At 69.7% G+C, this 20,341-nt stretch carries 21 protein-coding genes; 10 read left to right on the top strand and 11 right to left on the bottom strand.

Going from position 1 to position 20,341, the window contains the following annotated elements:
- The first annotated feature begins 50 nt into the window (after positions 1–50).
- Entirely contained in the window at positions 51–695 is a 645-nt protein-coding gene (locus tag BUE16_RS05470) for a bifunctional 4-hydroxy-2-oxoglutarate aldolase/2-dehydro-3-deoxy-phosphogluconate aldolase (RefSeq protein WP_073307401.1), read from the top strand.
- A 75-nt stretch (positions 696–770) separates the two neighbouring features.
- A complete protein-coding gene (locus BUE16_RS05465) occupies positions 771–1,070 on the top strand; it encodes a hypothetical protein (protein WP_073307400.1) in 300 nt (99 codons plus the stop codon).
- Positions 1,071–1,188: 118 nt separating this feature from the next.
- On the opposite strand, the gene BUE16_RS05460 is transcribed toward BUE16_RS05465, so the two are convergent.
- The gene (locus BUE16_RS05460) at positions 1,189–2,079 is read right to left on the bottom strand and encodes a mechanosensitive ion channel family protein (RefSeq protein WP_073307399.1); all 891 of its coding nucleotides are present in this window, start codon (positions 2,077–2,079) and stop codon (positions 1,189–1,191) included.
- 54 nt (positions 2,080–2,133) lie between these two features.
- Positions 2,134–3,306: a 7,8-didemethyl-8-hydroxy-5-deazariboflavin synthase subunit CofG gene (cofG, locus tag BUE16_RS05455; RefSeq protein ID WP_073307398.1), complete on the bottom strand. Its 1,173-nt coding sequence runs from the start codon at positions 3,304–3,306 to the stop codon at positions 2,134–2,136.
- A gap of 136 nt (positions 3,307–3,442) precedes the next feature.
- On the opposite strand from cofG, the gene BUE16_RS05450 reads away from it, so the two are divergent.
- Positions 3,443–4,105, top strand: a complete 663-nt coding sequence (locus BUE16_RS05450) for an alpha/beta hydrolase (protein WP_073307397.1) — start codon at positions 3,443–3,445, stop codon at positions 4,103–4,105.
- Positions 4,106–4,147: 42 nt separating this feature from the next.
- Here the strand turns inward: BUE16_RS05450 and cofC are convergent, their stop codons facing one another.
- From cofC to BUE16_RS05430, 4 genes are all read right to left on the bottom strand, one after another.
- On the bottom strand, positions 4,148–4,804 hold the full coding sequence (gene cofC, locus BUE16_RS05445; protein ID WP_073307396.1) for a 2-phospho-L-lactate guanylyltransferase: 657 nt from the start codon (positions 4,802–4,804) through the stop codon (positions 4,148–4,150).
- A gap of 24 nt (positions 4,805–4,828) precedes the next feature.
- Positions 4,829–5,620, bottom strand: a complete 792-nt coding sequence (locus BUE16_RS05440) for a hypothetical protein (protein WP_073307395.1) — start codon at positions 5,618–5,620, stop codon at positions 4,829–4,831.
- Positions 5,589–6,770 (bottom strand): tubulin/FtsZ family protein, encoded by a 1,182-nt coding sequence (locus tag BUE16_RS05435; RefSeq protein ID WP_073307394.1) that lies wholly within the window; start codon positions 6,768–6,770, stop codon positions 5,589–5,591. The genes BUE16_RS05440 and BUE16_RS05435 overlap by 32 nt, the downstream gene beginning before the upstream one ends.
- Positions 6,771–7,091: 321 nt before the next feature.
- Positions 7,092–8,027: a complex I NDUFA9 subunit family protein gene (locus BUE16_RS05430; protein WP_073307393.1), complete on the bottom strand. Its 936-nt coding sequence runs from the start codon at positions 8,025–8,027 to the stop codon at positions 7,092–7,094.
- Between the two features lie 539 nt (positions 8,028–8,566).
- Between BUE16_RS05430 and BUE16_RS05425 the strand changes: the two genes are divergently transcribed.
- From BUE16_RS05425 to BUE16_RS05395, 7 genes are all read left to right on the top strand, one after another.
- Positions 8,567–9,247, top strand: coding sequence for a hypothetical protein (locus BUE16_RS05425; protein ID WP_159435738.1), 681 nt, complete (start codon positions 8,567–8,569; stop codon positions 9,245–9,247).
- Positions 9,248–9,367: 120 nt separating this feature from the next.
- Positions 9,368–11,050 (top strand): glutamine hydrolyzing CTP synthase, encoded by a 1,683-nt coding sequence (gene pyrG / locus BUE16_RS05420; RefSeq protein WP_073307391.1) that lies wholly within the window; start codon positions 9,368–9,370, stop codon positions 11,048–11,050.
- Positions 11,050–11,967: a glutamine-hydrolyzing GMP synthase gene (gene guaA / locus BUE16_RS05415; RefSeq protein ID WP_073307390.1), complete on the top strand. Its 918-nt coding sequence runs from the start codon at positions 11,050–11,052 to the stop codon at positions 11,965–11,967. The genes pyrG and guaA overlap by 1 nt, the downstream gene beginning before the upstream one ends.
- 115 nt (positions 11,968–12,082) lie before the next feature.
- A complete protein-coding gene (locus BUE16_RS05410) occupies positions 12,083–12,418 on the top strand; it encodes a DUF7126 family protein (RefSeq protein ID WP_073307389.1) in 336 nt (111 codons plus the stop codon).
- A 192-nt stretch (positions 12,419–12,610) separates the two neighbouring features.
- Complete coding sequence (locus BUE16_RS05405) at positions 12,611–13,459, top strand: hypothetical protein (protein ID WP_073307388.1); 849 nt, start codon at positions 12,611–12,613, stop codon at positions 13,457–13,459.
- A 418-nt stretch (positions 13,460–13,877) separates the two neighbouring features.
- Positions 13,878–14,213: a cupin domain-containing protein gene (locus BUE16_RS05400; RefSeq protein WP_073307387.1), complete on the top strand. Its 336-nt coding sequence runs from the start codon at positions 13,878–13,880 to the stop codon at positions 14,211–14,213.
- 82 nt (positions 14,214–14,295) lie between these two features.
- Complete coding sequence (locus BUE16_RS05395) at positions 14,296–14,841, top strand: hypothetical protein (RefSeq protein ID WP_143165378.1); 546 nt, start codon at positions 14,296–14,298, stop codon at positions 14,839–14,841.
- A gap of 55 nt (positions 14,842–14,896) precedes the next feature.
- Here the strand turns inward: BUE16_RS05395 and BUE16_RS05390 are convergent, their stop codons facing one another.
- The 5 genes from BUE16_RS05390 to larC form a co-directional block, all read right to left on the bottom strand.
- Positions 14,897–15,274, bottom strand: coding sequence for a 30S ribosomal protein S8e (locus BUE16_RS05390; protein ID WP_073307385.1), 378 nt, complete (start codon positions 15,272–15,274; stop codon positions 14,897–14,899).
- 128 nt (positions 15,275–15,402) lie between these two features.
- Positions 15,403–16,095 carry a DNA repair and recombination protein RadB gene (gene radB / locus BUE16_RS05385; protein WP_073307384.1) on the bottom strand — a complete coding sequence of 231 codons (693 nt, stop codon included), beginning with the start codon at positions 16,093–16,095 and terminating at the stop codon, positions 15,403–15,405.
- A 74-nt stretch (positions 16,096–16,169) separates the two neighbouring features.
- Complete coding sequence (locus BUE16_RS05380) at positions 16,170–18,551, bottom strand: methyl-accepting chemotaxis protein (protein WP_073307383.1); 2,382 nt, start codon at positions 18,549–18,551, stop codon at positions 16,170–16,172.
- A gap of 101 nt (positions 18,552–18,652) precedes the next feature.
- On the bottom strand, positions 18,653–18,820 hold the full coding sequence (locus BUE16_RS16885; RefSeq protein ID WP_200778377.1) for a hypothetical protein: 168 nt from the start codon (positions 18,818–18,820) through the stop codon (positions 18,653–18,655).
- A 29-nt stretch (positions 18,821–18,849) separates the two neighbouring features.
- Positions 18,850–20,211, bottom strand: coding sequence for a nickel pincer cofactor biosynthesis protein LarC (gene larC, locus BUE16_RS05375; RefSeq protein WP_073307382.1), 1,362 nt, complete (start codon positions 20,209–20,211; stop codon positions 18,850–18,852).
- Positions 20,212–20,341: the final 130 nt, after the last annotated feature.

Below are 20,341 nucleotides of genomic sequence, written 5' to 3'. Positions count from 1 at the left end.
TCGACCGCGCACCCGCCGGCTTTATTCTCCGGCGCGAAGTTCACTCGTACATGAGTACTACAGACGCGTTCGCAACGATGCGGGAGTCGGGAGTCGTCGCGGTCATGCGCGGCGCCGAGCCCGAGACGGTCGTCGACACCGCGGAGGCGCTCGTCGCCGGCGGCGTGACGGCGCTGGAGGTCACGGCCGACACCGCCGGCGCGACCAAGATGATCGCGACCCTGTCCGAGGAACTCGGCGACGACGCGCTCGTCGGCGCCGGCACCGTTCTCGACAGCGAGACGGCCCGCGCGGCCATCGCGGCCGGCGCGGCGTTCGTCGTCTCGCCCTCCTTCGACGAGGGCGTCGTGGAGACGTGCAACCGCTACGGCGTGCTGTGCGCCCCCGGCGTGATGACGCCGACCGAGGCCGTCGAGGCGTACGAGGCCGGCGCCGAGGTCGTGAAGGTGTTCCCCGCCAAGACCGTCGGCCCCGACCACGTCGCCGCACTGAAGGGCCCGCTCGGCCAGTTGGAGATCATGCCCACCGGCGGCGTCTCCCCCGACAACGCCGGCGACTACATCGAGGCGGGCGCCGTCTGCGTCGGCGCCGGCTCCGCGCTCGTCGACCGCGAGCTCGTCGAGGCGGGCGAGTTCGACGCCATCACCGAGCGCGCCGAGTCGTTCCGAGCGGTCATCGAGGACGCGCGCGAGTGAGCGGGAGGCGGCCGGACGAGTCGCTCCACAGCCTCGCCCGAAGCTGATTCCTCACCGCCGACTGTGGGGGGAACCATGTCACGGCCCGACGGAATCGTCTGCTTCCGCACCGCGAACCGCGAGCGCGTCGTCGACTGGTACCGCGAGGCCGCCGACGCGGACGTGTGGCTCGAACAGCCGGGCTGTACGATCCTCGAACGCGGCGGCTTCCGGTTCGGCTTCTGCGACCATCGCGGCGACGGAGACGCCTCGACCGGGACGGAAGGGACCATCACGTTCGTCTACCCGGACAGAGCCGGGATCGACGCCGCGCACGACCGCGTCGACGACGACGCGCGCGAGGACCCGCACGTGAACGAGCGCTACGACAGCTAAGTTCTTCGCCGCCGACCCGGACGGGCGGACCGCCGAGTTCCAGACGTTCCTGCACGACCTCCCGGAGAGAGTCGGGGGAGAAACGGAAGCGAGCGCCGAGCGCGCGTTGTTGAGCGGATCAGTTCTCGGCGGCGGCGGAGGCGTCACCGTCGTCGGCGACCGACTCCAGCACCTCCACCTCGCCGGTGAGCTGGCGGTGGACGTACGGCATGTCGATGCCCTCCTCGTCGAACCGCTCTTTCACCGCCTGCACGTACGCCGAGCGGACGCGTACGAAGTCCGAGCGGTCGGGCTCGTCGATCCAAAAGCGGCTCTGGAGCCCGACCGCCGAGTCGCCGAGTTCGGTGACGCGTACCGAGGGCGCCGGGTCGTCGAGGATCCCGTCGATCCCTTCGGCCTCTTCGAGAATGCAGTCGGTCGCGTGATCGATGTCGTCGTCGTAGCCGATGCCGAAGACGAACTTCTGGCGGAGCGTGTCGTAGGCGACGGGGTTGGTGATCGCGTTGTTCGCGAGGTCGCCGTTCGGGACGGTGACGCGCTCGTTGTCGAACGTCCGGACGCGCGAGACGCGCAGGTCGATGTCCTCGACGCGCCCGGCGTTGCCGTTCCACTCGATCCAGTCACCCACCTCGAACGGCTTGTCCTTGATGATGAACACGCCGGCGACGAAGTTCCCGACCAGGTCCTGCGCGGCGAAGCCGACCGCCAGCGCGAGCGCGCCCCCGAGCGTCGCCGCCGCCGTCAGGAACCGCGGGAAGCCGGCGCTCATGAACCCGATCGACAGCGCGAAGACGACGACGAGCGCGCCCATCACGCTGTCCACGAGGCTCAACACCGTCCGGTCGAAGCCGCGGCGGTCCAACACCCGCCGGACGAGCGGGACCAGCACGAACCGACCAACGAGGTACGTCGCGACGAAGCCGACGAGGAACCCGATCGCGTTCGTCAGGTAGCCGGCGAACGCGTCGACCAGGCCATCGATGGTCGTCTGCAACACGACAGAGTGCATCAATCGTCGCTGGCTTGGTCGCTATCGGGTAAGAACTTGCTGGCCAGTCGAACCTCATGGGGACGGCGGTCCGTCGTCCGGCGCCGTCGACAGCGGGCCTTCGCGCCGGGCGACCGCGCGGAAGCGCTCGCCGTGAACTCCCTCGTCGGCGATCGCATCCGGGATCTGTCCGTGGAGCCACGACCCCGAAGCGGCCTCGCCGTCGAACCCGTCGCGGCGGCGCTCCGCGGGGAGGTACCGCTCGTGGGTCGGGAGCCGCTCGTGCAGTGGAACGCCGCCGGCGTCGGCGATCTCCCGCAGTTCCGACAGCGCGGGCCACGCGTAGTCGGGGTTGATGTAGTCGTCCGTCACCGGGGAGACGCCGCCCAGATCGTCGACGCCGCAGTCGAGCAGGTCGCAGACGGGCGCGAGGTTCGGCGGGGACTGCACCGACACCTCCGCGGGGAGGGCGGCGCGGGCCATCGCGGTCACCCGTCGCATCGTCGCCGTGGACGGGGCGTCGAAGTCGGACCGCTCGTTCGGGACGACTGGCTGGACGATCACCTCTTGCACGTGCCCGTACCGCTCGTGTAGCTCGCGGATCGCGAGCAGCGACTCCGCTCGGTCCGCCCAGTCCTCGCCGATCCCGACGAGGATCCCCGTCGTGAACGGCACTCGGGCCTCGCCGGCCGCGCGGAGCGTGTTCAGCCGCTGTCCAGGCGTCTTGCGACGACCGCCCGCGTGTGCGGCCACGTCGGCGGTCGTCTCCAGCATCACGCCCATCGAGGCGTTCACGCCGCGGAGGCGACGGAACTCGGCCTCTGTGAGGTCGCCAGGGTTCGAGTGCGGCAGCAACCCCTCCTCCAGGGCAATCTCGCAGGCCCGCTCGTGGTAGTCGACGACGGAGTCGTACCCCCACTCGGATAGCTGGTCGTGGATCGCGGTGTATCGGCCGTCGGGCTTGTCACCAAAGGTGAACAGCGCCTCGGTGCAGCCGGCGTCGGCGCCGACCCGACACCGCTCGCGCACCTCCTCGGGCGACAGGAGGCTCGCCTCGCCGGGCACGTCGTAGTACGTACAGTATGTGCAGGTGTACCGGCAGGCGGTCGTCAACGGGACGAACACGTTCCGCGCGAACGTCAACTCGGAGGCGGCTGCCACGTCCCCGGGACCGACCAACAGCAGGCGCTCGACCTCCTCGTCGGCGACCGTCACGTCGATGTCGTACTCCGCGGCGCCCGGGAACACGCCGTGGAGTCGCCGATGGAGGGACAAAAGCGAGTCGGTCGGGACCACGCCTCGCCGACGGCGTCGCCGCCGGCGGCGCCCGTCGCGAGGTTCCGCCACCACAACCGATACCTCGCCCCCACCCCACCGTCCGACCATGACCGACATCGACACCACGGGCGTCAACGGCCCCCACGGCGGCCGACCCGTCCGCCACAGCGGCGCCGAGTTGGACGAGGCGAACGCGGCCGTCGTGATGGTTCACGGCCGCGGTGCGACCGCCCACAGCATCCTCGGGATGGCAGGCGAGTTCGGCACCGACTCGATCGCCTACCTCGCGCCCTCAGCCGATCGGAACACCTGGTACCCGCACTCGTTCATGGAGGAAACGACGAAGAACCAGCCGCACCTCGACTCCGCCCTGGAGTTCGTCGGGAGCGTCGTCGACGCGGCCGCCGACGCCGTCGGCCGCGAGAACGTGCTCCTGCTCGGCTTCTCGCAGGGGGCGTGTCTCTCCTCGGAGTGGATCGCCCGCAACGCCGACCGCTTCGGCGGCCTCGTCGCGTTCTCCGGCGGGCTCATCGGCCCCGAGGGGACGCCGCGCGAGTACGACGGCGACCTCGACGGCACCCCCGCGTTCCTCGGCTGCTCGGACGTGGACCCGCACATTCCGCTGGAGCGCGTGAAAGAGACGACCGAGGCGCTCAGGGATCTGGGTGCCGAGGTGGACGAGCGCATCTACGAGGGGATGGGCCACGGCGTCAACGAGGACGAACTGAACGCTGCGAAGGCGATGGTGACGAGTCTCGACATCGAGTAGGCCGCGCCGGAGACCTCCGCGCTCGCGCGAACGAGCCCGGCGCTATCCGGTTCGCGCGATCGAGACCCGCCCGTCGCCGGTGTCGAGTTCGAACCCGGCGTCGACCAGCCAGTCGCGAGCGGCGCCCTCGCCCGAGATCAGCACCTCCGCCAGGTCCGCGCGCTCGTCGATGTCGGTCGCGAGCCGCCGGGAGTCAACCTCGCGGACGCTCGCGCCGATATCGCGGGCGACGCGGAGGTGATCGAGGTACGAGGCGCCGTGGTAGTCGACGCGGAACTCGGGGTGACGAACCACCAGCGCGTTCGTCCCGCCGGCGCGACCCGGCGCGATCGTCACGCCGGCGATACGGTCGCCGGCGTCGTCGCGACCGCGCAGGCGCGCGAGCGCCCGCGGTGTCGCGAGCGCCAGATCCGCCATCACCACTGCCAGCGGCGACTCCGGGGCGGGACCGTGCACGTCGCGGGCGGCGTTCACCGCCTCAGTGAGCGGCCGATCGTCGACCGTCTCGGACACGTCGCGGCCGGTCGCCTCGGTGGTGAGGAGTCGCGGCGCGAAGCCCGCCCCTGCAAGCGCCGCGAGCACGTCCGACAGCATCGCCCCCGCGAACGCGCGTCGCTCGGCGGGCGACAGCGTGTCAGAGAGCCGCGTCTTCGGGCGGTCGGGTGCGAACGGAACGAGCGCGTCGACGTGATCGGTCACGAGAAGTGGGGTTCGACGGGCTGTTCAGCCGAGCTTGTCGTAGCCGTCGCCGCGACTGCGGAGGAACAGCACGGCGCCGCCCCCGAGGACGCCGAGGACGACGAGCGCCCCGACTCCGTAGAGGATGAGCTGGGTGCGCTGCTGGGAGCTCTGCGCCTGCGCGGCCTCCTCCTCGGCGTTGTTCGCGAGGCGGATCGCGTTGTCGAAATTACCAGCGTTGTACGCGCTCACTGCGCTTTGGAACGTCTCTCGGGCCTCTGCCGGGTTGCCGGCGGCGTCGATCGCCGCGCTGGCCGACTGGAGCGCCTGACGGGCCTCCCGACTGTCGGCGGTGTAGTGAGTCGCCGAGACGCTCGCCAGGTCGGTCGAGGTGCCGCCCTCGCGGGTCTGGTCCAGCGCCAGTAGCGTGAACGACTGCTGCGGGTCGTAGCTGTACTCCTCGATGGCCGGGACAGTGCCGGTCACGCGAACGCGAACCTCGGCGGTCCCCTCGTCGATGTCGACGGTCGCGCCGGTGAAGTTCTGGCCGTCGTACGACTCCTGGCGGATCTGGTTGCCGGCCTGATTGACGAACGTCACGGTCCAGGTCACGTTCTGCAGTCCGGTCTGCCCGGCGAGCTGCCACGTCTCGTAGGTCCCGTACAGCTCTGTCAGCGTCACCGTCGCCGTCACCTGCGAGTCCACCTCGCCCGTCTCGGGCACGTCGGTCTGCTCGACCGACACCGCCGCCGCCGGCGCGACCGCCGCGACGAGGAGGGCGAGAACCGCGAGGACCGCAGTGAGCTCAGAACAGCGACTCAAGTTCGTCCTCGTCATCGCTGATGAGGCTGTCGAGGTTGTCCTGGCTCTCCTGTTGGATGTCGTCGATGTTGTCCTGCGCCTCGATGGCGACCTGCTGGAGCTCCTTGATCCGCGGAACGTTCGTGACGCCCGACAGGAGGATCACGCTCGCGACGAATCCGGAGCCGCTGACGGGGTAGTCGCCGCCGCGGACCTCCATCGAGCCGGTCTGCTCTTCGAGCCACTTGCGGCCGCGCTCGATCCCCTTGCGGTTGAGATGCTCGGGCGGCCCCGCCATGACCAGCAGCGCGCGCTCGGAGCCCTCGATCTCGCAGGGAAGCGTGAGCCGGCCCAGCGCCGCCTTGCGAACGAGTGAGGTGATGCGATTGGTCGTGTGGGCGGTGTCGAGGTCGTCGTCGCCGGCGTCGCCGGTGAGCCGCGACAGCAGCCCGCCGCCGCCGGCGCTCTCTTCGACCTCTTCGCTGGCGTAGCCGACCGTCGAGACGCCGCCGCCCGATAGCGTGTTGATAATCTCGCTGGAGTCGACGACGGACTCGGCGACTTCCTGGCCCTGGTCGATCTCTCCCGCGCCGAAGAGGATGCCGAACCGCTTGACGATCTCCTCGTTGATCTCGTCGTAGCCGCCCGAGACGGACTCCCCGGTCTTGCGCCACGCGTCGTTGTCGAACACCATGAGGTTGTCCACCTCACGGACGAACGTCTGGAACGAGCGCGCTGCGTTCAGCGTGTAGATGCCACCCTCGTCAGAGCCGGGCAGCACGCCCAGCCCGTAGACGGGTTCGGTGTAGATGCGCTTCAGGTGCTTCGCGAGCACCGGCGCGCCGCCCGAGCCGGTGCCGCCGCCGAGCCCGGCGATGACGAGGAACGCGTCGACCTCGTGGACCGGGATCGAGTCGATAGCCCCCTGCACCTCGTCGATGTCTTCCTCAGCGACCTCCGCGCCGAGCTCGTTGTCCGCACCGACCCCGTGGCCCTTGACGCGGGACTGCCCGATGAGCACCCGCTGGTCCTTCGGGATCTCCTCCAGCCCCATGAGGTCCGCCTTCGCCGTGTTGACTGCGACCGCCGCACGGACGATGTCGCTCCCCGTTCGCTGGTCGTATTGGACGAATTTATCGACGATCTTCCCCCCCGCCTGACCGAATCCGATGAGTGCCAGTTTCATACGTCTCCCCTCCTCATTACGCCAGATTCAGAGAGAGCGCGGTGATAAACCTTCTGATGGGGCTATCACTCACGAGAGTTTCCGCGCCGCTCACACGTCCGAAAACCGCAATACCAGGGCGCGATCGCCAGCATGTAACCGTATCGGAACAGCGCCAAACGAGACGACAGGGTGACACTTTTATCCCGTTCGTCCGAGCCGTCTCGTGTGTAGACCGTTTCCGTCGGCGGCGCGCGGACGTGTCTCTGGCGCGAGCGGTCGCGGGGCGGTGGGTGGCCGACCCGAGACGACAGAGCCGCAGACACGCGGTAAACCCGTCTGTCAGGCGGCCGCGGTCGCGTCTGGCCCCTCCTGTCCCGTCGTGCTACGCAGGTACTCATCGAACGGCTTCAGGTCCGCCTCGGCGACGCCGAACGCCCCGACGTTGTTCTCGGAGACGACGTTATCGAACTGCAGCGAGCGGTACTGGTCGCTGCCCATCGGGAAGCCGACCGACCCGAGGACGCTGAGCCCGACTTTCGCGAGTCCCATCGGGAGCGGGACGACCGTGATCGACGTGCCCTCGGACTCGAACACCATCTCGGAGATCTCGCGCAGCGAGAGCACGTCGGGCCCGCCGAACTCGTACGTCTGGTCGGCGTGTTCGGCGTCGGAGATGGCGTCGGCGAGCATCGGGACCAGGTCGCCCACCCAGATCGGCTGAAAGCGGTTGCGACCGCCGCCGGGCAGCGGGTACACCGGAACGCCCGGCGCGAAGATCTCCTTCAGGCGCTTGGTGAAGTAGACGAACTCGCCGCCCTCGCCGAAGACGACCGACGGGCGGGCGATCACGTGTTCGAGGGGACTCTCGCGGACGACCTCCTCGGCCCGTCCCTTCGCGCGGATGTAGTGGGTGGTGCCGTCGGGATCGGCGCCGAGGGCGGACATCTGGAGGAACCGATTGACGCCCGCGTCCTCTGCGACCGCGACGAGGTTCTCCGTCCCCCGAAGGTGGACCCGCTCGTGCATCTCGTCGCCGCCGTCGGGCTTGAACAGCGGCGACAGGGCGACGAGGTTCACGACCGCGTCGGCGTCCTCGACGGCGCCCGCGAGCGAGTCGCGGTCGGTCGCGTCGGCCGCCTTCGTGATCACCCCGTCGGGGAGTCCGGCGCCGGACGGGTCGCGGGCGAGCGCCACCACCTCGTGGCCGCGCTGGTCGAGTTCCGTACAGAGGTGCGTCCCGATGAAGCCGGTGCCGCCGGCGACTGCAATGCGCATGCACCGACATAGGGGCGGAACGAACCTAAAGGTGCGGACGGAACGACCCTCCGACCAGGAGGCGGCCCGGGCGAACGGCGGCGGGCGCGAAGAAGGCGTCCCGTCCGGCCGGCCGAGACTTCTTGTGGGTGCCTCCATACGCTGGAACATGAACGACACGAGCGGGTCGGTGCCGGGGTCTCGCGGCTCGGTGGAGTCCGGAGACTCCGGTGACGGCGGGTCCCCCGCGGCCGACCCGCGCCGCGACCCGGGTGAACGCCTGTGGCGGCGGATCGCGCTCGACGGCGACCGGCGGGTGCTCACCGTCGCCGCCCTCGCGGCGGGGTTCCTCCTCGCGGGGCCTCTCGGCCACGTGTTCTTCCACCGGGTCGTCCCGCAGGCCGGGGAGGCGCTTGCTCAACGGCACACGACGGTTCCGCTCGTGACGGCACTGCTGTCGGGAAATCTCCTCTTGTTTTCGATCGTCGTTTCGGTCAATTCGCTGTTCGTCTCGCAAGAGCAGAACCCGCTGGGGGCAGCAGTTCGGTCGGATTCAGAGCGTGGTGGAGTACCGACGCAACCTCGAATCGGTGGTCGACGACGACCACGTCCCCGCCGACGCGACGGGGTTGGTCCGCCTGCTGTCGGGCGACATCCTCGCGCGGGCGCGGGAACTGGAGGACGACCTCGCGGCAGCGGACGCGGACATCCGCGAGGCGTTCGGCTCGTACGTCGACCGGTTGGCAGTCGAGACCGGCGAGACGAACGAGCGGCTGGCGGACGTGACGGACACGTTCGCGCAGTTCCGCGCGGTGATGGACTACGACCAGGACCGCCAGATCAACGATCTCCGGCGCATTCGCGGAGAGTACGGCGACGACCACGGCGAGGGAGCCGACGACCGGATCGACGACCTGCTCCGGTTGTTGCAGTACTTCGCGACCGCGAGGGAGTACTTCAAGACGCTGTACCTCCGCGACGAGTTCGCTCGGCTCTCGCGGGACCTCGTAGTCACGATGGTGCCGACGACGGCTGCGCTGGCGGTCGTGCTCCACTTCTTGAACGGTATACCCGACAGCCACCTCGTCGTCGCGGGCATCGAGACACTCGCCTTTCTCCCGTTCGTCCTCGTCGCGAGTTACGTCCTCCGAGTGGCGGTCGTCACCCGGCGCACCCAGGGCGCGGGCCAGTTCGTCGCGGGCGAGCGCGCCGGCGACATCCGCGGGATCACAGAGGAGTGAGTTGCGGGATCGCTGTCGACGGCCGAACATCCCGACGCTGTCGGGCGGGTCGCCCGCGAGCGCGAGCGGCCCGGACGACGGCTCCGAAACGGTTTTCCACGGGCCTGCCGCACGCTCAGTATGCCGACTGAACAAACGGGGTACGACCCGTCGCTGGGTCGCAAGTTCATTTTCGTTACGGGCGGGGTGATGTCCGGCCTGGGGAAGGGGATCACCGCCGCCTCGACGGGGCGGCTGCTGGCCAACGCCGGCTTCGACGTGACCGCCGTCAAGATCGACCCGTACCTGAACGTCGACGCGGGGACAATGAACCCGTACCAGCACGGCGAGGTGTACGTCCTGAAGGATGGCGGCGAGGTCGACCTCGACTTGGGGAACTACGAGCGCTTCCTCGGCGTCGACATGACCTCCGACCACAACGTCACGACGGGCAAGACGTACCAGCACGTCATCGAGAAGGAGCGCGCCGGCGACTACCTCGGGAAGACGGTGCAGGTCATCCCGCACGTCACCGACGACATCAAGCGGCGGATCCGCGAGGCTGCCGAGGGGACCGATATCTGTCTCGTCGAGATCGGCGGCACCGTCGGCGACATCGAGGGGATGCCCTACCTCGAAGCCCTCAGGCAGTTCGCTCACGAGGAGGACGACGAGGACATCCTCCTCACCCACGTCACGCTCGTCCCGTACTCGAAGAACGGCGAGCAGAAGACGAAGCCGACGCAACACTCCGTGAAGGAACTGCGCTCGATCGGGCTCCAGCCGGATATCCTCGTGGGGCGCTGTGACGACGAACTCGACCCCGAGACGAAAGAGAAGATCGCGCTCTTTTGTGACGTACCGACGGAGGCCGTCTTTTCGAACCCCGACGTGGAGGACGTGTACCACGTCCCGCTCACCGTCGAGGAGGAGGGGCTCGACGAGTACGTGATGGAGCGGCTCGACCTGACCGACGAGGCGCTGCCGCCGGCCGAGCGCGAGAACACCTGGCGCGATCTCGTCACGCGAGAGCGCACCAGTGAGGTCGACATCGCCCTCGTCGGCAAGTACGACTTGGAGGACGCGTACATGAGCGTCCATGAGGCGCTCAAACACGCCGGGCTCGAACACGGCGTCGACGTGAACGTCGTCTGGGTCGACGCCGACGAGGCCGACGGCGCCCACGCGAACCGCCTCGAATCGGCCGGCGGCATCGTTGTCCCCGGCGGCTTCGGCTCCCGCGGCACCGAGGGGAAAGTCGAGGCGGTGCGCTACGCCCGCGAGCACGACGTTCCGTTCCTCGGCCTCTGCCTAGGCTTTCAGATGGCCGTCGTCGAACACGCCCGCAACGTCCTCGGCTGGACGGACGCCGACTCCGCAGAGTTCGAGCCGGAGACCCCGTACCCCGTCATCGACCTGCTGCCCGACCAGCACGACGAGGAGGACATGGGCGGCACGATGCGCCTGGGCGCCCACGAGACGGAGATCGAGCCCGGCACGCTCGCCGAGCGAATCTACGGTGCCGACTCCTGTACGGAGCGTCACCGCCACCGCTACGAGGTGAACCCGAACTACATCGACGAGCTGGAGACCGACGGACTCGTCTTCTCGGGGCGCGCAGGACCGCGTATGGAGATCCTCGAACGCGACGACCACCCGTACTTCGTCGGCACACAGTTCCACCCCGAGTTCCGTTCGCGCCCTGATCGCGCCTCGCCGCCGTTCGTCGGCCTCCTTGATGCGGTTCTCGATGAGACGGATTCGGACGTGGCGGAGTCGACGGACGAACGCGACGCCGTCGCCGACGAGGAGGTGACCGCCTGATGGTGAACGTCGACGAGTTCATCGACGAAGCGACGACGGAGATCAAGGAGGCCGTGGGCGACGCGAACGCGATCATCGCCCTCTCGGGGGGCGTCGACTCGTCGGTCGCGGCGGCGATCACCTACCGCGCCATCGGCGAGCAGCTCACCCCTGTGTACGTCGACACCGGCCTGATGCGCAAAGGCGAGACCGACCAGATCCGCGAGACGTTCTCCTTCATGGAGTCGCTGGAGGTCGTCGAGGCGCAGGACCGCTTCCTCGACGCGCTCGCGGGCGTCACCGACCCCGAGGAGAAGCGCCACGTCATCGGCGAGCAGTTCATCCGGGAGTTCGAGCGCGAGGCGAACGAGACGGACGCGGAGTACCTCGTGCAGGGGACGATCTACCCCGACCGTATCGAAAGCGAGGGGAACATCAAATCCCACCACAACGTCGGCGGCCTGCCCGACGTGGTCGACTTCGAGGGAATCGTCGAGCCGGTTCGCGACCTCTACAAGGACGAGGTTCGCGAGGTCGCCCGCGCGCTCGACCTGGAGGCCGTGATCTCCGAGCGCATGCCGTTCCCCGGTCCCGGACTCGCCGTCCGCATCATCGGCGAGATCACCGAGGAGAAGCTGAAGGTGGCCCGCGAGTCGTGCCACATCGTCGAGGAGGAGGTCGCGGAACACGAGCCGTGGCAGGCGTTCGCCGCCGTCATCGGGAAAGCGACCGGCGTGAAGGGCGACAACCGCGTCCACGGCTGGGTCGTCTCCGTCCGCTCGGTCGAGAGCCGCGACGGGATGACCGCGCGGGCGCAGAACCTCCCCTGGGAGACGCTCCAGCGCATCCAGTCGCGGATCACCGGCGAGAACGACGACGTGGCTCGGGTGGTGTACGACGTGACGCACAAGCCGCCCGCGACGATCGAATACGAGTGAGGCTCCGGTCGGCGAGGGACGCGGCTCGGCGCTCCGATCGGGCGGGCCCGCCGGGATCTCCCTCCGTCGACGCCGAGACACGAAGCTTATCCCCGCTACCGGACTTCCTTCGGTCATGGCCGACATCTCCGCCATCGTCGCCGGACCCGACGCCGAAGACCTCGCCGGCGAACTCGAATCCCACGACGTTGCCGTCTCCCACATCGACGGCGCCGTCACCGGCGGCACGCTCGACGACGCCGGGATCGACGACGCGGCCCTGTTCGTCCTCACCGACCTGACCGAGGCAACGGGCATCGCCGTCGCGAAGGAGCGCAATCCCGACGTGCGCGCGATCGTCTATGCGACCGAGACGCTGCCGGAGTTCGCGAAGGGACAGACCGATCTGGCGGTCGATCCCGACCTGCTCTCGGCGGCGGTCGTCGCCGACGAGCTTGTCGCCGACGCGTGAGCCGCGACGCGACGAGAGACAGCAGGTGATCCGTGCCCGGGCGCCGAATGGTCACACACGTCCCAATGCAAAACAAACGGTCGTCGAGCGGTCTTAATCGGGTTTAATTGGGCTTTACAGGGCTTCAAATCCCGGAAATCGAGTTCGTCGTTGACCCCCTTCATTATCTCGGGGTAACAGGGTGGGGACGTGATGAGCGCGAAAAAGCTGCTCGCGGTCGCCCTTGCCACGCTCCTCGTGAGCGCCGGCGTGGGCGCGGCCGCGACGAGTACCGGAACAGGGACGACGACCGCCGCGACCGACGCCTCCGTCGACGAGTACGAGGCCGACGCGTCCTACGACAACGGGACGGTGACGTTCACCGTGACCGCGAACGGAAGCGGCGTCGAGGGGCTGTCGGTCGCCCGGGACGACGCGCTCGTCGGCACCACTGACGCCGAGGGCGCGGTCACGTTCGACGTGAACGACTCCGAGACCGACGAGGTCGAACTCGACGTGACCGGGGAGAACGTCTCCGGCGAGGTCGAACTCGCGTTCGAGAACGGCTCGGTGACCGTCGTGGAGGCCGAGTTCGAGGCCGATGTCGAGGAGGCGGAGGAGAACGAGACTGACGAAAACGAGACCGACCGTCGCGGGCCCGCGATCGCCCTGCCCTCCGACGCCTCTGAGAACGCGAAGGCCGTCGTCGCCGCGATCAACGCGTTCCTGAGCGGCGAGACGAACGCCAGCACGCTCGGCGAGGCGGTCAGCTCAGTCGCCGGGAACGCCTCCGACGGCGAGCGCGGTCCGCCCGCCGGCGTCGGTCCCGACGGTGACGACGGGAACGAGACCGACGACGACCGCCGTGGCCCGCCCGAGGATGTCGGTCCGAGCGACGACAGTGACGACGGGAACGAGACCGACGACGACCGTCGCGGTCCTCCCGAGGACGTCGGTCCGAACAGCGACGATGACGACGATGACGACGATGACGATGACGAAGAGGAAGCGGAAGACGACGAGGATGACGACGAGGGCGCCCGCGGCAACGACGGTCGGTAAGCCGCAATCAGCCGACCGCAGTTGCGATCGACGCACGAACGGACGCGGCACGATCTGACGCGTTCGGCACCGAGCGCGTCGACGGACCGCGACCGCGCCGACGGACGGTTCCTTCGGGGACCGATCGACTCGGCGGTGCAGTGCGATACGACACCGGCACGCACGCCGGCAGCCTGACACACGCGACCGGGGGCCCCCGTACCCCCGGACGGAGGGTGAGAGAGGCGCGACGGGACGGTCGACGACCGGGCCGACCGCACTGGGTCGGCCGCGGTCGGATCGTCGAGACGCGGCGGCGCCGCGCCGCGATCCACTCAAACGGGACGGCTTCTCGCGAGCGCGGCGTCGCCGTGGTGAGATTCCGACGGGGACGACGAGCGCCAGATCGCTTTTTACCCCCCGACGGCGAGGAGGCTCCATGGCACTCGAACTCCTCGCGGACGCGCTCGACGGCCTCGACCCCGACGAGGGCGCGGTCGAGACCGCCGAGCTCGTCGTCACCGACGACGTGCTCGTGAAACTGTTCGCGCTCGGCCCCGGCGCTGAACTCGACCCGCACGAGCACGCCGACAGCACGAACGTCTTCCACGTGCTCGACGGCGAGGTGACCGTCGTCCGCGACGGCGAGGCGGGGGCGGTCGCCGCGCCGGGAGTCGTCCTCCACGAGCGCGGCGACGTGCACGGCGCGCGAAACGAGACCGACGACGTGGTGGCGTTCACCGCGAGCCTCTGTCCGCTCCCCGGGAGCGGGTGAGCCCCCGAACGGACGGACAGTCGCTCAAACGGGCGTTTGCGTCTCCGCGGCGGTTATGGCGTTCCCGGCCGATCTGACGCGCATGAACCGACGGACGTTCCTCGGCGCCGTCGCGGGCGGTGGCGCGCTGCTTGGCGGCGGCGTCGCCGTCGCAGACGCGACGAGGGCGGACATCGCCGCCGACCCCGAGCTCCGCCGCGCTAGGGGAGCCCCGATCACGACCGAACAAGCGGTGTCCCGCGAGTCGGTCGAGTATCGCCCGGAGTCGGACACCGTCCGGTACAGCGACACGGTCGAGCCGTTCGAGCGGTGGGCCGAGCGCGCGTGCGCCGCGGTCGGCGCGAAGGCCGTCCTCCCGGCGATCGACCGTCGGATCGACGGTGCCGGAGACTCCCTCGACGGCGTCGGTCGAGGGGTTCGACACCTCGCATTCGGCACCGTGATCACCGTCGATCACACCGTGGTCGCCGACCCCGACGGGACCGCACGGCGTGAGCCGACGGTCCGGTTCGCCGACCTCGTCGCGGTCGCGCCCCGCTCCATGCGTTCGACCGTCTCGCTGGCGGGACGCGAGCACACGAGGCGGGTGCCGGTCGCCGTCGGCCGGCGACGGATCGCGCCGCTGTGACGGAGAGACGGCACCCACGAACCGGGAAAAAACGGCGATGAGCGCGAGCGCGTCGTTACTCGTCGACGAGAACGGCGTTGACCTGACCGGTCTGGCCGGGTCGCGAGGTGACGCGCGCCTCGCCCTCGCTGGTGGCGATGACGGCGCCCTTCGTGATGATGTTCCGGCGGACGTAGTTCACGTTCGAGGGGTTCTCCTCGACGCCCTCGATGTCGGCCTCGACGGTCTCCTCGCCGGTGGCGACCTGCGCGACGTTCGTCGAGAGCGCGCGGGTCTTCTCGTTGGTGCCGCGCGAGTCGATGACGCGGAACCGGGGCTCGCCGACGGTCGTCTCGGCTGGCTCGCGACCCAGTTCGTGTCGCTTCTTGTTGCTGGAGGGTCGTCGGAGGCCGCCGGTCCGCTTGCGCTTCCTGCGTCCGCTCTGGTCTTTCATAGCGGGTAAAACCCCGTGCGGCTACTTGAATCGCTCGAATCGAACCTCACGCCCCCTCGCGGCCGTCCGCGGGGACAACGCGGTCGGGACGCACCGCGTCAACGCCGAGGGCGGAGGGACACCCGTCGTCACCGGTCTTCGGCGTCCTCGACGCCGGCGCCGGTGATCCGGAAGCGCGCGGACTCCCCGGCCGGCTGCGAGCGGTGCTTCTCCAGCGTCGCCCGTCGGTTGCCGCCGCGGAAGCGCTCCAGCCGCAGGATCACGCCCGTCCAGTGCTCCAGAGTGTTGCCGCCGAGCGGCCGGTCGCGGTCGGTGTCGGGGTCGGTGAACACCTGGTTCGTGATCACGACCGCGAGGTCGTGTTTGCGCGCCAGCGACAGCAGGTGGGTGACGTGCCTGGCGACCTCGCGGACCGATTCGCCGCCGCGGGAGTCCTCGGTGCGCTCGAGGCGGTAGAAGCCGGTCGCTGAGTCGAGGACGATCAGATCGACGCCGTCGGACAGCTCCGAGGCGTCTTTCACCGCCTCGCCCTGCTCGGCGAAGCTCATCGCCTCGCTGACGACGAGACGCCCGGCGACCTGTTCGATCGGCTCGTCGGAGCGGGCCTCCGCGATGTCGCGAAACCGCGTCATCGAGAGGTCCTCGGTGTCGATGTAGAGGACGGAGCCGCCGTCGCCCGCGACCTCTGCGGCCGCCGTCAGCGCGAGGTTCGTCTTGCCCGACGCCGGCGGGCCGTACAGTTGGGTGACGACGCCCCGCTCGATGCCGCCGCCGAGCAGGTCGTCCAGGGCGTCACTGCCGGTCGTCAGGAACTCGGACACGGGCAGTGGTGGGTCGTCACCACGCAAAAACCTCCCGAGTGCGGGCGGCAGCGCCCGCCGCGACCGAACGGCGGTCAGTCGTCGCCGCCGACGGAACTGTCGGGGTCGTCGCCGAACACGAAGCCGTCGCCGTCGGTCATCGCGACGCCGGAAGTGTCGCCGCCGGGTGCGGCGCCGGCGGCGGCGTCCGCGGCTGCGCCCGCGGTCGGCGACACGTCGAACCGGTCGACGAGCGCGCGGAGTTCCTCGACGCGCTCGGAGAGCGTCTCGGCGGACGCGCTCACCTCGGTGACTGCGGCGGTCTGCTCTTGGGCGGACGCGGCGGCGCTGTCGACATCGGCGCTGGTTCGCTCGCCGATCTCGGCGACCTCCTCGGCCATCGTCACGACCTCCTCGGTGGTGGCCGCCTGGTCGTCGGTGGCCGCGTCGATCGACTCGACGCCGTCGTTGGCGTCCTCGATCCGCTCGCCCACCGTCTCGACCTCGTCGAGCGCCTCCTCGACGACCTCGACGCCATCCTCCACGACCGCTTCGGTCGTCGCCATGTCGTCGGCCGCCGCGATCGACGTCTCGCGGAGCGTCTCGATCCGCGCGCCGATCTCGTCGGTCGCCTCGCTCGCCTCCTCGGCGAGGCTCTTCACTTCCTCGGCGACGACGGCGAAGCCGTCGCCCTCGCTGCCCGCCCGGGCGGCCTCGATGGAGGCATTGAGCGCCAGCAGGTTCGTCTGCTCGGCGATGCCGTCGATCAGGTCGACGACCTCGGTGATCTCGGCCATCTCCTCGGCGACGCGGTCGACCTCCTCGGCGGTCCGGTCGGTGTGCTCGGCGACCGTGGCGAACGCATCGAGGGCGTCTTGGGCGGCGTCGCCGGCGTCGCCGGCGCCCTCGGCGGCCTCAGCGGAGAGCGCGGACACGTCCGCGGCGGTCGCGGCGATCTCCTCGACGGTGGCCGAGAGCCCGCTCATCTCGCCGCTGACCTCGTCCAGCCGCTCGGCCTGCTCGTCGCTGGCGCCGGCCACGTCTGTCATCGCGCTGCTGACCGACGCGCTCGCGTCCTCGATTTGGTCGGCGCCGGCGGCGACGGCCACGGCGCGCTCGTCGGCCTCGTCGGCGAACGCGCGGACGGTTCCGACGGTCCTCTCGAGGTCGTCGACCATTCGGTTGAACGAGCGGGCGATCTCTTCGAGCGCCTCGTTGTCGGCGGCCTCGTCGAGTCTGACCGTGAGGTCGCCGTCTGCGGCGCGCTCCATCGCAGTACCGTAGTCGTCGGCGCGCCGCTCCAGCGAGTCCGCGAGCGCCTCCGCCTCGGCACGCGCGTTCGCGGCCCGCTCGCGCTCGGCGTTCGCCTCGTCGATCCGGTTGGCGAGGTCGTCGCGCATCTCGCCGAAGGCGCCGTACAGGGTGCCGATCTCGTCGATCCGGTCCGTCGACACCGACACGTCCAGATCGCCCGAGCCGAGCGCCCGGGCGCGGTCGCTCAGGTCGTCGAGGGCGTCCCCGGTCGGCTTGGCGATGAGCACGCCGGCCGTGAGGAATCCGACGAGGGCGGTCGCGATCAACAGGAGGATGTTCGATCGGACCGACGACGCGAGCGCGAAGGCGTTGTCCGCGGGAGCGTGCGACGCAATCACCCACGTCGTCCCGGGGACTCGGGCGTACGAGACGACCAGCTGGGTGTCCATCGAATCCTCGACGGCCGCGTCGTCGGTGACGACCTCGTTGCTGTCGAGCGCCCGCTGGAACGAGTCGCTGGTCGCCCCGAGATACGGGCGGCCGATCGCGCCGGGAGTCTCGGCCATTAGGATGATTCCGTCCTTGTCGACGACCTGCGTGAACCCGCCCTCGATCGGTTCGCGGAACCCGTCGGCGATCTGTGCGACGTTGGCGACGAGCACGACCGCGCGGTCCGGCGCGGACGGCACGGGGCTGACGAAGCCGATCATCGTGCCGGCGTCCGTCTGGAACACCGAGGAGACGGCGGTCCGGTCGGCGGAGGCGGGCGACGCGTCTGTCACCCATGAGACGCGAGCCGCAGCCAGCGAGGCGCCCTCCAGGGACCGTTCGCTCGACGCGAGAACGCGGCCCTCACTCGTGTCGACGTAGTGTATCGCGTGGATGTCCGTCGGAAGCGCCCGGAGTTCGGCGATGAACACCGAGTCGATCTTTGCAGTGTTCCCCTCGCGGACATCCTGGTACTCCGAGATCATTCGGGTCGCAGTCTTTCGGTTTCCGATCCACTCTGAGAGTTTCGCCGCCTCCAGCGATGTCGCCGCCGACAACTCGCCCTCGACGCTCTCGTGCATCCGATCCGTGGTGTCGACCACCGCGTACGCGCCGACGGCTCCGATGGCGACGACGATGAGCAATAGTACGGTCGCGAACTTCCGCGTGATCCCCCGTCTGATCGCGTCCGGGACGAGTCGGGCGCCCGCCCCGGGCCCTCCACTGCCAGTCATATAAGTCGACGTTTCCGATCCGCCGGTTAACAGTAGCCATCTGATTATCAACAGGGAGAATCCAATATCCGGCGGGCCTCAGTCTCGGCCGACGAACAGCCTCAGTCCCGACCGACGAACACCGTCTTCACCCGCGCACCGTAGTTCGGACAGCACAGCGTCTGCCACGTCTCGCTGTCGAGGTCGCCCACCGTCGTCGTCCGCGTCGCCTCGTCCGCGTCGAAGGCCGCCCCGCAGTTGTCGCAGGCGTAGCGATCGGCGTCGCTCATCCGTGCGCCTCGCTCATCGACCTCTACAGTCATCCGTCGGCGGTCTCCGCCGCGAGCCGTTCCCGTGCGACCGCTTCCGCACGTCCGAGCACCTCGCGAACCGGGAGGCCGGCCTCGCGTGCGGCGGCCGCCGCATCGTCGTACTCGGCGCTCACGTCGTAGACGGCACCGTCAGCGTCGCTGGCGATCTTCACGGGGATCTCGTGTGTGTCGCCGGCCTCGCCCAGTGTCAGTTCGACCGTCTCGAAGCAACGGTCGGCGGTCCAGCGGTGGCTCGCGCCCCCCTCGCGGATCCCGAGCGTGCCGGTCTCCTCGGCGAGGCGTCGGGCGACGCGGTCGGCGTCCTCGGGCTTGCAGATCACTTTCACGAGGTGGCCGGGACGCGACTTCTTCATCGTCGCCGGGAGGATCGACACGTCGCGTGCGCCCGCGTCGGCGAGCGTCTCCTGCAGACCCCCGAGCACCTCCGGCGCGGCGTCGTCGAGGTTCGTCTCCAACACGGCCACGTCGTCGCGGGCGAGCCCCGATCGCTCGTCCTCGCCGACGACGACCCGCAGGACGTTCGGGCGGTCGGGGAACGTCCACCCGCCGGCGCCGTAGCCAGAGCCCTCGACGCGGAGCGAGGGGAGTCGCTCGACGCCCTCGGCGCGGTGTGCGAGGATCGCCGCGCCCGTCGGCGTGAGCAGTTCCGCGTCGACGGGGCCGCCGCGCAGCGACCAGTCGGCGCGCTCGGCGATCTCGACGACGGCGGGGACGGGAACCGGGTAGACGCCGTGGCTGAAGTCGACCTCGCCGCCCCCGGTCGCGAGCGGCGTCGTCACCACGCGGTCGGGGTCGAGGTCCTCGAACAGCAGGCACGCCCCGACCACGTCCGCGATGGCGTCGTCGGCGCCGACCTCGTGGAAGTGGGTGTCGTCGAGGTCGGTGCCGTGGACCGACGACTCCGCCTCGCCGAGGATCTCGAACGTCGCGAGCGCATCCGCCCTGACCGACTCGGAGAGATCCAGCCCCTCGACGACCGCCACGACCTCCGCGTAGGTGCGCTGCGGGCCGTGTCCTTCGGCGGTGTGCTCGTGATCATGGTCCTCACCGTGGTTGTGGCTGTGGCCGTCATCGTGGCTGTGGCCGTGTCCCTCGCCGTGGCTGTGTCCCCCGTGACCGTGGTCACCGGCGTCGGCGTTGCCTCCAGCGTCGCCGTCTCCACCGAGGTGTCTGACCCGAGCGCGTGTGCTCGCGATGCCGTTCCGCTCGGTCGACTCGAACTCGTAGCGCACCGGGAGCGCGTCCTCTACGGGCGCGAGCACGTCGGGGTCGGCGCCGGCGGCGACGAGCGCGCCGAGAATCATGTCGCCGGCGGCACCCATCCGGCCGTCGAAGGCGATCGTTCGCATGGTCGACCGATCGCGGCGGGCGGTGAAGTGGCTACCGCCACGGTCCCGGGAGCGCTGGGATCGCCCGACCCGTGGGCCGACCGGATCGATCGCCGTCGGCGGTGGTGTTTTCAGGCCGGCCCCCGTATCG

Source organism: Halobaculum gomorrense (assembly GCF_900129775.1).
Classification (GTDB): domain Archaea; phylum Halobacteriota; class Halobacteria; order Halobacteriales; family Haloferacaceae; genus Halobaculum; species Halobaculum gomorrense.
The sequence above is the reverse complement of the archived record's forward strand: the minus strand, read 5'-3'. Positions and strand labels throughout refer to the sequence as shown.

Bases quoted from the DNA above. Each gene is read 5' to 3' on its own strand.
- BUE16_RS05470 (WP_073307401.1), top strand. From the start codon at position 51: ATGAGTACTACAGACGCGTTCGCAACGATGCGGGAGTCGGGAGTCGTC.
- BUE16_RS05465 (WP_073307400.1), top strand. From the start codon at position 771: ATGTCACGGCCCGACGGAATCGTCTGCTTCCGCACCGCGAACCGCGAG.
- BUE16_RS05460 (WP_073307399.1), bottom strand. From the start codon at position 2,079: ATGCACTCTGTCGTGTTGCAGACGACCATCGATGGCCTGGTCGACGCG.
- BUE16_RS05450 (WP_073307397.1), top strand. From the start codon at position 3,443: ATGACCGACATCGACACCACGGGCGTCAACGGCCCCCACGGCGGCCGA.
- BUE16_RS05440 (WP_073307395.1), bottom strand. From the start codon at position 5,620: ATGACGAGGACGAACTTGAGTCGCTGTTCTGAGCTCACTGCGGTCCTC.
- BUE16_RS05435 (WP_073307394.1), bottom strand. From the start codon at position 6,770: ATGAAACTGGCACTCATCGGATTCGGTCAGGCGGGGGGGAAGATCGTC.
- BUE16_RS05430 (WP_073307393.1), bottom strand. From the start codon at position 8,027: ATGCGCATTGCAGTCGCCGGCGGCACCGGCTTCATCGGGACGCACCTC.
- pyrG (WP_073307391.1), top strand. From the start codon at position 9,368: ATGCCGACTGAACAAACGGGGTACGACCCGTCGCTGGGTCGCAAGTTC.
- guaA (WP_073307390.1), top strand. From the start codon at position 11,050: ATGGTGAACGTCGACGAGTTCATCGACGAAGCGACGACGGAGATCAAG.
- BUE16_RS05410 (WP_073307389.1), top strand. From the start codon at position 12,083: ATGGCCGACATCTCCGCCATCGTCGCCGGACCCGACGCCGAAGACCTC.
- BUE16_RS05405 (WP_073307388.1), top strand. From the start codon at position 12,611: ATGAGCGCGAAAAAGCTGCTCGCGGTCGCCCTTGCCACGCTCCTCGTG.
- BUE16_RS05400 (WP_073307387.1), top strand. From the start codon at position 13,878: ATGGCACTCGAACTCCTCGCGGACGCGCTCGACGGCCTCGACCCCGAC.
- BUE16_RS05395 (WP_143165378.1), top strand. From the start codon at position 14,296: ATGAACCGACGGACGTTCCTCGGCGCCGTCGCGGGCGGTGGCGCGCTG.
- BUE16_RS05390 (WP_073307385.1), bottom strand. From the start codon at position 15,274: ATGAAAGACCAGAGCGGACGCAGGAAGCGCAAGCGGACCGGCGGCCTC.
- BUE16_RS05380 (WP_073307383.1), bottom strand. From the start codon at position 18,551: ATGACTGGCAGTGGAGGGCCCGGGGCGGGCGCCCGACTCGTCCCGGAC.
- BUE16_RS16885 (WP_200778377.1), bottom strand. From the start codon at position 18,820: ATGAGCGACGCCGATCGCTACGCCTGCGACAACTGCGGGGCGGCCTTC.
- larC (WP_073307382.1), bottom strand. From the start codon at position 20,211: ATGCGAACGATCGCCTTCGACGGCCGGATGGGTGCCGCCGGCGACATG.